This is a genomic window from Euryhalocaulis sp. (assembly GCF_013911995.1).
Classification (GTDB): domain Bacteria; phylum Pseudomonadota; class Alphaproteobacteria; order Caulobacterales; family Maricaulaceae; genus Euryhalocaulis; species Euryhalocaulis caribicus.
On record NZ_JACESD010000013.1, the window covers coordinates 46310 to 59460 of the forward strand.

A 13151-nucleotide genomic window follows, 5' to 3' on the forward strand; every position below is an offset into this window, starting at 1 on the left:
ATGAGCGAGTCCTTTTATGACCGCCTGGACGAAGAGCTTCGCGAGATCGAGGCCGGCGGGATGTACAAGCGCGAGCGGATCATCACCACGCCGCAGGATTCCGACATCGAGGTGGCGGGGCGCGGCAATGTCCTGAATTTCTGCGCCAATAACTATCTGGGGCTGGCCGACGATGAGCGCCTGATCGACGCGGCAAAACGGGCCATCGACGATCACGGCTACGGCATGGCCAGCGTCCGCTTCATCTGCGGCACGCAGGATTTGCACCGGGAGCTGGAAAAGCGGCTGGCGCAGTGGCTGGGTTTTGACGACGCCATCCTCTACGCCGCCGCGTTCGACGCCAATGGCGGACTGTTCGAGCCGCTGCTGGGGCCGGAAGATGCGATTATCTCGGACTCGCTGAACCATGCCTCGATCATTGACGGGGTGCGGCTGTGCAAGGCCAAGCGGTTCCGCTACGCCAATTCCGACATGGACGATCTGCGCGCCAAGCTGAACGAGGCGCGCGAGGCCGGAGCGCGGGACATCATCATCGCCACCGACGGCGTGTTCTCCATGGACGGCTATATCGCCAAGCTGGACCAGATCCGCGCGCTGGCCGACGATTTCGGCGCGCTGGTGATGGTCGATGACTGTCACAGCCACGGCTTCATGGGCGAGAAGGGGCGGGGGACGCCTTCTCATTGTGGCGTGAAGGCCGATATCGTGACCGGGACGCTGGGCAAGGCGCTGGGCGGTGCGATGGGGGGCTTCACCTGCGCAAGCCAGCAGGTGGTGGACATGCTGCGCCAGCGCTCGCGGCCGTATCTGTTCTCCAACTCGCTGGCGCCGGGGATCGTGGGGGCGAGCCTGACGGCGCTGGATATCGTGGAAGAGGGCGACGACCTGCGCGCGCGCCTGTTCGACAACGCCAAACGCTTCCGCGCCGGCATGACCGAGGCCGGGTTCGACCTGCTTCCGGGCGAGCACCCGATTATTCCGGTAATGCTGGGCGATGCGGCGCTGAGCCAGAAAATGGCCGACAAGCTGATGGATGAGCACGTCTATGTGATCGGCTTCTTCTATCCGGTCGTGCCGAAGGGGCAGGCGCGCATCCGCACCCAGATGTCGGCCGCGCACACGCCCGAACAGATTGACCAGGCCGTGGCCGCCTTCACCAAGGTGGGCAAGGAGCTGGGCGTCATCTGACAAAAGCTGTCTTCGGGGGAGGGATGATGAAGCTGGTTCTTTGGGCTTTCGCGGCAGGGCTGATGCTCAGCGGCGGAGCGGCCGCGCAAACCTATGGCGAAACCTCCCGCATTGTGCGGGACGAATGGGGCGTGCCGTTCGTCTATGGGGAGACGGACGCGGACGCGGCTTTCGCGCTGGCCTATGCCGAGGCCGAGGACGATTTTTCGACCCTACAGGACGTCCTGCTGATGACGCGCGCCGAGATGGGGACGGTTCACGGGCGTGAAGGCGCGCAGATCGACTTCATGGCGCATTTCCTCAATGTCCGCGAGAAGGCGGCGCGCGGGTATGCCAGCGAGATTTCAGATGAGACGCGGGCTCTGGTCGACGGCTACGCGGCCGGGCTGAATGCCTATGCCGAAGCGCACCCGGACGAGGTGATCCGGCGCGGCCTGTTTCCGGCGACGGGGGAGGATATTGTCGCCGGCTTCATCCTGCGCTCGCCCTTCTTCTTCGGGCTGGACCGGGCGGTGGGGCCGATCTTCGACGGCGAAAAGCCGGCGCGGTTCGAGCCGCTGGAGGCGGGCGGATCCAACGGGTTCGCCATTGCGCCGTCCCGTTCCGCCGATGGCGCGACGCGCCTGATCGCCAATTCCCACCAGCCCTGGGAAGGTCCGGTGGCGTGGTATGAGGCTAGGATGGCGAGCGGCCAGGGGATGTGTTTCGCCGGGGCGCTGTTCCCGGGATCGCCGGTGATCCTGCTGGGGCATAACCGCAATCTGGGCTGGACCAATACGGTCAACCGGCCGGACCTGGTCGATATCTATGAGCTGGAGCTGGACCGGTCCGGCAAGCGCTATCGCTATGACGGTGAATGGCGGGATCTGGAACGTGAGCGGGTCTGGCTGCGCGTGAAGTTCGGGCCGGTGGCGGTACCCATACCAAAGACGATCAAGCGGTCGATCCACGGTCCGGTGATCGAGAACGATCATGGCGCCTATGCGGTGCGCTACGCCACGCAGGACGAAACGCGTCATGTTCAGCAATATTACGAGCTGACCAAGGCGGGCGACTGGGCCGAATGGCTGGACGTGATGCGGATGCAGGCCATCCCGGCGACCAATTTCATCTATGCCGACCGGGATGGAAATATCGCCATGCTCTACAACGCCCAGTTCCCGGACCGGGCGGAGGGCTATGACTGGCGGGACGTTCTTCCCGGCGAGGAGGCGGCGGCGCTCTGGGACGGGCCGGTGGATTTTGCGCAAATTCCGCTGCTGGCCAATCCGGCGTCGGGCTATGTGGTCAATTCCAACAATACGCCGTTCGTCGCCACCAGCGAGGCGGACAACCTGGACCGCGCGGATTATCCCGAGCGGCTGGGCATCGAAAAGCGCATGACCAACCGGATTATGCGGGCTGTGAAGCTGCTGGACGCCGATGACAGCATCACGCGGGCGGAGCTTGAGACGATCAAGTATGACCGCGGCTATGAGCCGGATTCGCCGGAAGGGCTGGAGTTCCAGAAAGTCATCGCTGCGGGCGAGAACGCGGCGGACCTGAAGGCGGCAACGGAGACCTTGAAGAACTGGGACTGGTCGCTGGACGGCGAGGGCATGTCGGACGCTCTGGCCGTGCTGATCATGGGGCCGCTCATGGTCTCGACTTATTTCGGCGAGGAGCCGCCGGATTACAAAACACTGCTGCGGGACTCCGCTGAGTTTCTGGAAAAGCATCACGGGCGGCTGGATCCGCCGCTGGGCGACGTGCTGCGGCTGAAGCGCGGCGATGCGGAATATCCGCTTACGGGCGGGCCTGACGCCCTGCGCGCTATCGGCTGGTCGGATCGCGAAGACGGGAAGCTGATCGCCGATGTTGGCGATTCCTTCGTGATGTTCGTGGAATGGGACGAGGCGGGGAATGTCGCTTCGCAAACAGCGCAACCGTTTGGGGCCGCCATATCCCGGCCCGACTCGCCGCACTACAATGATCAGGCCGAACTGTTCGCGAACATGGAATTGAAGCCGGTCCATCTGGACAGGCTCTGCGGAATGGATATGTCCGGGGTCACGCCCATTCTGGAGCGGAACCAAGCGCCCAGACGCTGAGTTCGTACGCCTGACGCACCAATTCTAATCCCTTCAAGTCGGAAGGGTCACGAGGTCGATTATGAAAGCCCTGGTCAAGGAAAAGCCGGAAACCGGCATCTGGCTGCATGATGACGAGCCGAAGCCGGAAATCGGGCCGGATGACGTTCTGATCCGTATCCAGAAAACCGCGATCTGCGGCACGGACGTTCATATCTATAACTGGGACGACTGGGCGGCGAACACGATCCCCACCCCGATGATCGTCGGCCATGAATATGGCGGCGTGATCGAAGCGGTCGGCGAGGACGTAACCCGCGTGAAGCCGGGGCAGCGCGTTTCAGGCGAGGGGCATATCGTCGGCAATCGCAGCCGCGCGGCGCGGGCCGGGCGCTTTCACCTCGACCCTGAAACCAAGGGCGTCGGCGTGAACATGCCCGGCGCTTTCGCCGAATACATGAAATTGCCCGCGTTCAATGTGGTGCCGCTGCCCGATGCGGTTCCGACCGAAATTGCGGCGATCCTGGACCCGCTGGGCAATGCGGTTCACACCGCGCTGTCCTTCGACCTGGTGGGTGAGGACGTTCTGATCACCGGGGCCGGCCCCATCGGCATCATGGCGGCGGCCGTGGCGCGGCACGTTGGCGCGCGGCATATCGTGATCACCGACCTGAACGATTACCGGCTGGAGCTGGCCAAGACCGTGGTTCCGAGCGTGGTGACCGTGAACGCCGGCGAACAAGGCGCGTTGAAGCAAACCGTGTCCGATCTCGGCATGACCGAAGGCTTCGATATCGGCATGGAAATGTCCGGCGCCGGGCCGGCCTTCGACCAGATGCTGGACAACATGATCATGGGCGGAAAGATCGCGTTCCTGGGCTTGCCGGCCAAACCGCTGACCACCGATTATTCCAAGATCATCCTGAAGGCGCTGACCATCAAGGGCGTCTATGGCCGCCGCATGTTCGAGACCTGGTACAAGATGCTGGCGATGCTGGAATCGGGCCTCGACGTCTCGAAGATCATCACTCACCGCTATAAGGTCGACGATTACCAGACGGCGTTCGACGCCATGGTGTCCGGCCAGAGCGGCAAGGTGATTATCGACTGGGAATAGGGCGCGCTAGCTGCGCGTCATGCGGGTGACATTGCCGGCGCAGGAAATCCGGCTGCCGGTGCAGGCGCGGCGATCCTCATCGAAATATTCCGGCGGCGCCGCGACAAAGCGGCCCTCCTTGATGTCTATGACCATTTTCATGTCCTTGAACGCCGAAGCGCCAAGGATCAGCGTTGGCTCGTCCTTTCGCCCGAGCGCGGCGAAGGCGGGCGATTCCAGCACATAGACGGGGACGTTTTTCCATACGACCGAGCCGAGTTTCAGGCGCTCGATCCGCACGACTTCCGGCCGGTCGGCATTCTCGTCGAAGCCGGTAATCTCGATCGGTTCAAGCCGCCCCTTGGCCTTCAGGACTCTCTCATAGGCCTCGTTCATCACGAGGAAAGGGACGCCGGTATCGATCAGGGCCGCGCCGCCGACCCGGTCCAGCTCCACCGGCGCAAGCCAGACGGAGAGATTGTTGGGCGAGGGCTGCAGGTCCAGCCAGGCCGATTCAAAATTGGGCTCGGGCGCAGTTTCCGCCGTATGGAAACGGAAGGCGTGGTCGCGGAAATCGATCTCCACAATGGCCGCATCGTCCGGCAGCAGGGCGCTGAGGCCCAGCAAGCCGTCGGCTTCGGCCGGGTAAGGCAGGGCCTCCCTGAGAATGGCGGCGTCGCTGGCTGTCCGGCGGATCGGCCCGGCATCGATATCAACCGAGGCGACGCCGGCGTCTTCCACCTGAGTAAGGCCGATGATGCGACGGGAACTGGTTGAGGTCTCAAGCCGGGCGCGCGCGGCAAAGGCCGGCTCCAGGGCCGTTACTTCCGCGCCGGTGTCCAGCACGAAAGCGCCCTCCTGCCCGGCGACGCGGGCATTGGCCAGATAGAGACCGTCCGTTGTGGGGGTGAGGGGGAGTTCGCCGGTTCGCTGGGCCAGCGAAAGTCCCGCGCCGGCCAGAAACACGGCCAGACAAAGCGTTCCGCCCCGACAGATCCGTGTAATCGACCATTGGTGTTTCATATGACCTGAAATTTACCGCCGGTTGTGTGAAGGCGGCAAGCAGGACGGGGCCAGATGACACAAGTTTAATGCGCGGCCCGGGCGCGAAATGACGCAATTCAGGCTCTCGATTCATGGCGCGCAGCCTCTATAGTCATTGCAAAAACAGGCTTTGGGAGGAGCTGAAATGGCCAACGCGCCGCAATTCGAAACCGTCGAACAGGCGATCCGCCACATGGTGGAGAACGATCCCGCCTGGGCGGTGACGCAGGAAGAGATACGCGGCGTGAAACACCGCGCCTTTGCGGAGCTGTCGGCCAATCTGGGCGAGGTGTTTGCGTTCGGCGCCATGCATGGCGACGCGCCGTTTCTGGTCTATGAGGAGCAGCGGCTCTCCTTTGCCGAGACCTATGCGCTGTCCTGCCGTCTGGCCAATGCGCTGGTCGCGAAGATGGGCGTGAAGCCGGGTGACCGCGTGGCTATCGCCATGCGCAACTATCCCGAATTCATCCTGGCCTACCAGGCGATCATTCTGGCGGGCGCCGTCGCCACGCCGCTGAATGCCTGGTGGACGACGCGAGAGCTGCAATACGCGTTCGAGGATTCCGGCGCGAAGCTGGTGATCGGGGACAAGCGGCGGCTGGACCGGATCACGCCGTTTGCGAGCGATCTGGGCGTGAAAATCATTTCTGTCCGGGGCGATCACGAGGCCGGCGAGGCGACGCTGGACGGTTTGATCGAGGGCGAGGCGGAAACCACGCCGCCGCAGACCGGGGTGGGCCGGGATGACCCGGCGACGCTGATGTATACATCCGGCTCCACGGGATATCCGAAGGGGGTTCTGTCTTCCCATCGCGGGGTCATGACGACGCTGAAAAGCTGGCTGCTGATCCTGGCTGGCGGGCTGGCCGTGCCCGACCCGCGCTATCCGGCCGTGCCCGAGGGCAAGCAGATGGGCGTGCTGCTGGCGTTGCCGCTGTTCCATGTCACGGCGACGCACAGCCTGTACCTGATGTCGCTGTTTGTGGGGCGGAAGATTGTGATGATCCGCAAATGGGACGTGGAGGAAACCCTGCGTCTGATCGAGGCGGAAGAGATCACGCATTTTGTCGGCGTGCCGACGATGACCGCGGAGCTGGCGCAGGCCTGTTCGGAAACCGACCGGAACATGGCCAGCCTGATCGATATCAGTTCTGGCGGCGCGAAACGGCCGCCCGAGCATGTGGCCCGGCAGCGCAAGCTGACGCCGAACGCCGCCGCGGCGTCGGGGTATGGCCTGACCGAGACCAACGCGATCGGCGCGATCATCAACCGGGCCGATTACGAGGCGCGTCCCGACGCGGCCGGCAAGGTTGTGCCGCCGGTTACGGAGGTGAAGATCGCGGGGGAAGACGGTAAGGCGCTTCCGGTGGGCGAGATCGGGGAGATCTGTATCCGCTCGCCCGCCAATATGATCGAATACTGGAACCGCCCGGAGGACACGAAGGCGGTGTTCGATGAGGAAGGCTATCTGAGAAGCGGCGATCTGGGCCGGCTCGACGAGGACGGCTTCCTGTACGTGCAGGGGCGCGTGAAGGACATGATCCTGCGCGGTGGCGAGAACATTGCCGCGCTGGAGGTGGAGGAGGCGTTCTACGAACATCCCGGCGTGGCGGAGATCGCGGTAATCGGGTTGCCGGACGAGCGGCTGGGCGAGGCTGTAGGCGCGGTTGTCTATCTCCATGAAGGCGAAGCGGCGGATGAGGACGCCTTGAGAGCCTTTGCCGCAGAGCGGTTGGCCGGCTTCAAGATTCCGGAACGATTCTGGTTCCGCGACGAACCCCTGCCGCGCGGCGGAACGGCGAAAATCGACAAGCTGACCGTGAAGAAGCTCTATGCCGGGTCCGAATAGACAAGTAATGAGATTTTAAGCCAAATCTGGTGTTCTGGCCCGGAAATAAGGGCCAGGAACATGAAAAATTACCTTGTCAGCGTGATGACGGCTGTTTGCGCGGCCGCATCGCCCGCCGCGGCCGATACGGTCTTTGACAGCGGCAAGCTGCTGGCCACGGGCGGCGTGAGCCAGGTCGAGGGCGCGGGTGGGGCCGGGCTTTCCACATGGTCGGTTATCACGGGCTATGGCTCGCGTAACGGCGTCGGGGCCAATGCGCATTACAGCTATCTGGACCTGCCGGATTTCACGTTCGAGACGGTGGGCTTTGCCGCGGGCCTGTTCGACCGCGTGGAGCTCAGCTATGCGCGCCAGTATTTCGATACGGGCGAGACCGGCGCCGTGCTGGGACTGGGCGAGGGGTTTGAATTCGGTCAGGATGTTTTCGGGGCCAAGGTGCGGCTGTTCGGGGACGCGGTCTATGACCAGGACCGCTGGTATCCGCAGGTGTCCGCCGGCATCCAGTACAAGGATGCCGAACAGGAAGCCGTTCTGGCGGCCGTTGGCGCGGACGACGATTCCGGGGTGGATTATTACCTGTCCGCCACGAAGCTCTATCTGCGGCACAGCCTGCTGCTGAGCGGGACCGTGCGCGCGACCCAGGCCAACCAGTTCGGCCTGCTGGGCTTTGACGAGGATTATTCCGCGCAGTTCGAGGGATCGGCCGTGATGCTGCTGTCCCGGCGCTGGGCCGTGGGCGCGGACTACCGAACCAAGCCGGACAACCTGGCTTTCGCGGACGAGGAGGACGCCGCGGCGGCCTATCTTGTCTTCTTCCCGAACAAGGGCGTGTCTCTGACGCTGGCCGGCGTCGATCTGGGCGAAGTGGCCAATCAGGGCGGTCAGGCCGGCGTGTATTTTTCTCTGCAAGTGGGGTTCTAGGATGATGAGACCGGTGATGACGGCGTTCGCCGCGTTGATGTTGGCCGCCGGCGCGGCGCAGGCGGCGGATGCGACTCTGTATGAAGACCTTGGCGGGGCGGACGCGGTGGCGCGCATTGCGCATGGCGCGATTGACCGTTCGGTCGCTGATCCGCGCATCGGCCATACATTCGAAAATTCGAATGTCGACCGGGTCAAGCGCCTGCTGACCGAACAGATTTGCGATCTGACGGGCGGACCTTGCGAATATTCCGGGCAGACGATGGAGGCCTCGCACAAGGGGCTGGCGCTGGATACGGCGGATTTCAACGCGCTGGTCGAGAACCTTCAGGACGCGATGGACGAAGAGGGCGTGGGGTTCCGCACCCAGAACCGCCTGCTGGCGATTCTGGCGCCGATGCACCGGGACGTGGTGACCGAGTAGAAGGACTTTCAGGACCGCCGTGTCACAGGATATGCCGCAGCCCCTGAAACAGACGCGCCTGCTGACGACGATTCGCAGCCGGCTGGTTCTGGGCTGTCTGGCGATGTGCCTGCTGGTGGCCGCGGTGGGCGCTTACGCCGTGATGTCGATTACCCGGGCCGGGGCGGTGGTCGAGGAAACCTATGACCGCCCCATGATGGCGATCAATTTTGCCCGGGCCGCGAGCCTGTCCTTTTCCCGCGCGGACGCCGCGCTGTTGCGGCAGGGCGTGTATGAGGGCGCGGACGGCGCCGATTTTTCCGAATTTGAAGAGCGCATGGACGATTTCCTGAGTGATCTGGAGATTGTCGAGGAGCGCGCGCTGACTGCACGCTCGCGGGAGATGACCCATGAGGTGCGTCTGCAGGCGCAGGAATGGGGCGCGGCGGTCATGGCGTCCAGCGGCGAGGCCTTGCCGGAGCGGACCCTTCAGGCGCAGGCGGATCAGATTGTCGAAACGCTCGATATCATCGTCGAACTACAGGCCAATGCCGCCTATCTGTCGCGGGAGAGCGCGGTGGCGGCGGTGGATCGAAGCCAGCGGCTGAACACGGCGGCGGCGCTGGCCGCGATTGCCGTGTCGATCCTGATCATTGCATTGCTGACGCGCTCTATCGTGCGGCCCCTGGATGCAGCCTCAGGCGCGGCGAACCGGATCGCCGATGGTGATTTCGAGGCGGAAATCCCGGCCGGAGGGCAGGATGAGACCGGGGCGCTGCTGCGATCCATGTCGGTCATGCAGGACAATATCCGGGAGATGATGGCCCGGGAAAAAGCCCTGCGGACGACCGCGCAGATCCGCCTGATCGACGCGCTTCAGAACGCGCACGAGGCGATCGTTCTGGTCGACGCGGACCAGCGGATTATTCATGCCAATGTGAAGGTGAAGGACTTTTTCCCCGACCTTCGCGAGGAAAATATTCACGGAGCCTTCTATCCTGAACTTTTCCGGCAGGACGGATCGCCGGTTTCCGTCTCGCGCGACACGCTGTTTTCCGAAGAGGCCCACGCTGGAGAAATGCGTTTGCCGGACGGGCGCTGGTTGAGAACGGACCGGAGCTCCACCAGCGAAGGCGGGGCGTTGATCACCTGGGCCGATATCAGCGACGCCAAGCAGCGCGAGTCTGACTATCTGGACGCCAGGGACCGGGCCGAAATGGCCAGCCGGGCGAAAACCGACTTCATGACGGCGATGACGCACGAATTGCGCACCCCGCTGAACGCCGTGATCGGGTTTGCCGGTATTCTGAAAGGCCATGGCGCGGCCAACGCGGAGCAGCAAAAGAGCTATGCGACCCTGATCCACGAAAGCGGTATGAACCTGCTGACGATTATCGAGAACATTCTGGAGGTGTCCGGCGCGCAGGAATCAGAACTCTGGCCCGAGACCTTGCCTGTCAGCGAGCTTGTTGAAGAGGCCGCCGCCCTGCATGAGACGCAGATTGCCGCCAAGTCCATCCGGCTTTCCGTCTCCGGCGGAGAAGGGGCCTGCGCGCACGCCGATCCGAACGCGGTCAAGCGCGCGGTCGGGGAGATCATATCCAATGCCGTGAAGTTCACCGATGAGGGCGGGGCGGTGTCAGCCGAAATATCCGCTCTGCCCCGCGGCGTGGAAATACGCATACGCGATACGGGCATCGGTATGAGCGCCGACAAGATTCCGATGGCGCTGGAGCCTTTCCGGCAGCTGGAATCAGGCGTTACGCGCCATTATGAGGGCTGCGGCCTGGGGCTGGCGGTGGCCAACCAGCTGATCGAAAGGTCGGGCGGAAAGCTGAGCGTGGAGTCGGAGCCGGGCGCGGGGACATGCGTGACGATCTGGTTGCCGCCGGCAAAAGCCCTAAATCCCGATGCTGCGGTAGCGTGAGAGTGAAGATGCGCCTGATTTCATGTGTCGCGGCTGTGGCCGCTTTTCCCGTTTTGACTGCAGCGCAGCCCGCCACGGTGTTGCCAGGTGAATCGGCCGGGCAGGGCGAGGCTACGGTGACGGTGTCCCAGCGGGGACGGGCTTTCGACCCCGAGGAAACGACGCTCACCGAAGGGGGGACGCTGACCATCGTCAATGACGATCAGTTCCTGCATCATGCCTATGTGGAATCTGACGCGTTGAGCTTCGATTCCGGGTCACAGCCGATCGGATCGCGAACCGATATCGTTTTCGATCAACCGGGCGAATATGTCGTCCGCTGTGACATCCACCCAAAAATGCGCCTGAAGGTGACCGTCCTTCCAGACTAATCACCTTCAGCGTCTGCGCTCAAACCCCTAGAAAATTCCCAGGAATTTTTTCCGCTTTTCACCGCCATTATCGGTTTCCGGCGCGGCCGAGGCTTCCGGCCTGGCTTTCTTCGGCTTGTCCTCGCCGAGCTTGTAGTCCTTGAAGCGTTCGCGCAGATCGGTCTTCAGAACTTTGCCTGTGGCGCCGAGCGGCAGTTCCTCGACGAATTCGACCGCGTCCGGCACCCACCACTTGGCGCATTTTTCCGCGATGTAATCCTGAATCTGCTGCTCCGTGGGAGAACACCCCTCTTTCGGCACAACGACCAGTAGCGGGCGCTCCTGCCACTTTGGATGGGGCAGGCCGATGGCTGCGGCCTGCGCCACGTCGGGATGGCCCATCGCGGCGTTTTCCAGATCAATGGAGGAAATCCATTCGCCGCCGGTCTTGATCACGTCCTTGGCGCGGTCGGTAATGGTCATGTAACCATCATCGTCCAGGTGCGCGATATCGCCGGTGTCGAACCAGCCGTCATCGGTGAACTGATCGTCGCTGTCGCGTTTGAAATACTGGCTGGCGATCCACGGCCCGCGCACCTGAAGATGGCCGGACGATTTGCCGTCGCGCGGCAGAATCTTGCCGTCTTCGGAAACCACGCGCAGCTCCACGCCATAAACGCCCAGCCCTTGTTTCAGCTTGATCTTGACCTTCTCGTCCTGCGGCAGCCCGTCATGGTTGGGCTTCAGCGTGCCGATCGTGCCGATGGGCGACATTTCCGTCATGCCCCAGCCCTGCTGCATGGTGACGCCATAGCCTTCCTCATAGGCGCGCAGTAGCGCCTCGGGCAGGGCGGAGCCGCCGGACAGGATTTTTTCGACCTTGTCGAGGCGTTTTTCGTTCTTGCGCAGATAGTCCAGCACGCCGAGCCAGACGGTGGGCACGCCCACCATGTAGGTCACGTCCTCGCCGTCGATCAGCTCATACAGGCTGGCGCCGTCGAGCTGCGCGCCCGGCATGACCAGTTTCGCGCCGGCCATCGGCGCGCCATAGGGCAGGCCCCAGGCGGAGACGTGGAACATCGGAACCACGGCCAGGATCGAGGCTTCGGAACCGCCGCCGATCACGTCCGGCGCGATGGAGCTCATCGCGTGCAGGACGGTGGAGCGATGGGAATAGAGGACGCCCTTGGGATCGCCCGTGGTGCCGGACGTGTAGCAGAGGCATGCGGCAGCGTGTTCGTCGAAGACCGGCCAGTCGAACTCTTCCGGCTCGTCGGCGATCAGCTCCTCATAGGTGAGGATTTCGGTCTTCATTTCGGGCTTGTGTTCGGCGCCCGCCATCAGCACCCATTTTTCGACACCGGGGCAGTGCTGCGCGATCCCGTCAACGATCGGGGCGAATGTGGTGTCGAAGAAGACGATCTTGTCTTCGGCGTGATTGATGATCCAGGCGATCTGCTCGGGCTTCAGGCGCGGATTGATCGTGTGGATCACGCTCTCGATGCCGGACACCGCATAATAGAGTTCGAAATGCCGGTGCGTGTTCCACGCGATCGTGCCCACGCGCTCGCCCGGCGCCACGCCGAGCTTTGTCAGGGCGTGGGCCGCCTGCTGAGAGCGTTTCCAGGCGTCGCGATAGCCATAACGGTGGATTTCACCCGACTCCGGCAAGCGGGTGACAATTTCCCGGCCCCCGTGATTAAGCGCGGCGTGTCTCAGAATTCCGCTGATCATCAGCGGGGCGTCCATCATTAATCCGCGCATCATGGCGGCTCCTCCCAAACAGGCTTTTCCTTTAGTTAAGCCGAGTTAAGCGGGCGTGGCGCGGCCTGACAAGCGCTCGTGAAGCGCAATCCGGCTTGAATTATAGGTAATTCGCAGTTTTTACCTGTCCCGCCGTCCAGAAGGTGATTTTGAAATGAGTTTGACGAATACGATCCGCGGTCTCTTTAAATTCCCCATGGATGCCACGCCGCCCGGCTTTGACGATGTTTGCGCCGCCGAGGAGCGCGTGCGCCCGCTGGCCCGCGTGACGCCCTTCCTGCGTTTCGAGGCGCTGGACGAAGCCGCGGGCGCGACAGTCTTCGTGAAATGCGAGAACGTGCAGCGCACGGGATCTTTCAAGATTCGCGGCGCGACCAACCGTATTGCGCGGCTGGGCACCGAAGAGCGCATGCGCGGGGTGGTGGCGTTTTCCTCCGGCAATCATGCGCAGGGCGTTGCGGCGGCGGCGAAGGCGTTTGGCGCGCCGGCGACCATCGTGATGCCGGAAGACAGCCCGAAAGTGAAAATGGAGGGCGTCCG

The 13151-nt window shown here is 63.2% G+C and carries 11 protein-coding genes; 9 read left to right on the forward strand and 2 right to left on the reverse strand.

Annotated elements, in window-relative coordinates:
• The 3 genes from H2040_RS05355 (at position 1) to tdh (ending at position 4374) form a co-directional block, all read left to right on the forward strand.
• The gene (locus tag H2040_RS05355; RefSeq protein WP_287155801.1) at positions 1-1188 is read left to right on the forward strand and encodes a glycine C-acetyltransferase; all 1188 of its coding nucleotides are present in this window, start codon (positions 1-3) and stop codon (positions 1186-1188) included.
• Between the two features lie 26 nt (positions 1189-1214).
• Positions 1215-3278, forward strand: a complete 2064-nt coding sequence (locus H2040_RS05360; protein ID WP_287155820.1) for a penicillin acylase family protein — start codon at positions 1215-1217, stop codon at positions 3276-3278.
• A gap of 61 nt (positions 3279-3339) precedes the next feature.
• Positions 3340-4374 carry an L-threonine 3-dehydrogenase gene (gene tdh / locus H2040_RS05365; RefSeq protein ID WP_022698099.1) on the forward strand — a complete coding sequence of 345 codons (1035 nt, stop codon included), beginning with the start codon at positions 3340-3342 and terminating at the stop codon, positions 4372-4374.
• 6 nt (positions 4375-4380) lie between these two features.
• On the opposite strand, the gene H2040_RS05370 is transcribed toward tdh, so the two are convergent.
• Complete coding sequence (locus tag H2040_RS05370; RefSeq protein ID WP_287155823.1) at positions 4381-5319, reverse strand: aspartyl protease family protein; 939 nt, start codon at positions 5317-5319, stop codon at positions 4381-4383.
• A 223-nt stretch (positions 5320-5542) separates the two neighbouring features.
• Between H2040_RS05370 and H2040_RS05375 the strand changes: the two genes are divergently transcribed.
• The 5 genes from H2040_RS05375 to H2040_RS05395 are packed head-to-tail and all read left to right on the forward strand — an operon-like array spanning position 5543 to position 10868.
• Positions 5543-7246 (forward strand): class I adenylate-forming enzyme family protein, encoded by a 1704-nt coding sequence (locus H2040_RS05375; RefSeq protein WP_287155825.1) that lies wholly within the window; start codon positions 5543-5545, stop codon positions 7244-7246.
• A gap of 60 nt (positions 7247-7306) precedes the next feature.
• Positions 7307-8167 carry a DUF3034 family protein gene (locus H2040_RS05380; protein ID WP_287155827.1) on the forward strand — a complete coding sequence of 287 codons (861 nt, stop codon included), beginning with the start codon at positions 7307-7309 and terminating at the stop codon, positions 8165-8167.
• 16 nt (positions 8168-8183) lie between these two features.
• Entirely contained in the window at positions 8184-8591 is a 408-nt protein-coding gene (locus H2040_RS05385) for a group I truncated hemoglobin (protein ID WP_287155829.1), read from the forward strand.
• 19 nt (positions 8592-8610) lie between these two features.
• A complete protein-coding gene (locus H2040_RS05390; RefSeq protein WP_287155831.1) occupies positions 8611-10497 on the forward strand; it encodes a sensor histidine kinase in 1887 nt (628 codons plus the stop codon).
• Positions 10437-10868 carry a cupredoxin domain-containing protein gene (locus H2040_RS05395; RefSeq protein ID WP_287155833.1) on the forward strand — a complete coding sequence of 144 codons (432 nt, stop codon included), beginning with the start codon at positions 10437-10439 and terminating at the stop codon, positions 10866-10868. Before H2040_RS05390 ends, H2040_RS05395 begins: the two co-directional genes overlap by 61 nt.
• A 27-nt stretch (positions 10869-10895) precedes the next feature.
• Here the strand turns inward: H2040_RS05395 and H2040_RS05400 are convergent, their stop codons facing one another.
• Positions 10896-12614, reverse strand: a complete 1719-nt coding sequence (locus H2040_RS05400; RefSeq protein WP_287155835.1) for a long-chain-fatty-acid--CoA ligase — start codon at positions 12612-12614, stop codon at positions 10896-10898.
• A 193-nt stretch (positions 12615-12807) separates the two neighbouring features.
• On the opposite strand from H2040_RS05400, the gene H2040_RS05405 reads away from it, so the two are divergent.
• Positions 12808-13151, forward strand: a 344-nt coding sequence (locus H2040_RS05405) for a pyridoxal-phosphate dependent enzyme (protein WP_287155843.1), incomplete at its 3' end; no start/stop codon positions are given.

Excerpts from the sequence above, each read along its gene's own strand:
- H2040_RS05355 (WP_287155801.1), top strand. The coding sequence starts at position 1 with ATGAGCGAGTCCTTTTATGACCGCCTGGACGAAGAGCTTCGCGAGATC.
- H2040_RS05360 (WP_287155820.1), top strand. The coding sequence starts at position 1,215 with ATGAAGCTGGTTCTTTGGGCTTTCGCGGCAGGGCTGATGCTCAGCGGC.
- tdh (WP_022698099.1), top strand. The coding sequence starts at position 3,340 with ATGAAAGCCCTGGTCAAGGAAAAGCCGGAAACCGGCATCTGGCTGCAT.
- H2040_RS05375 (WP_287155825.1), top strand. The coding sequence starts at position 5,543 with ATGGCCAACGCGCCGCAATTCGAAACCGTCGAACAGGCGATCCGCCAC.
- H2040_RS05380 (WP_287155827.1), top strand. The coding sequence starts at position 7,307 with ATGAAAAATTACCTTGTCAGCGTGATGACGGCTGTTTGCGCGGCCGCA.
- H2040_RS05385 (WP_287155829.1), top strand. The coding sequence starts at position 8,184 with ATGACGGCGTTCGCCGCGTTGATGTTGGCCGCCGGCGCGGCGCAGGCG.
- H2040_RS05395 (WP_287155833.1), top strand. The coding sequence starts at position 10,437 with ATGCGTGACGATCTGGTTGCCGCCGGCAAAAGCCCTAAATCCCGATGC.
- H2040_RS05400 (WP_287155835.1), bottom strand. The coding sequence starts at position 12,614 with ATGATGCGCGGATTAATGATGGACGCCCCGCTGATGATCAGCGGAATT.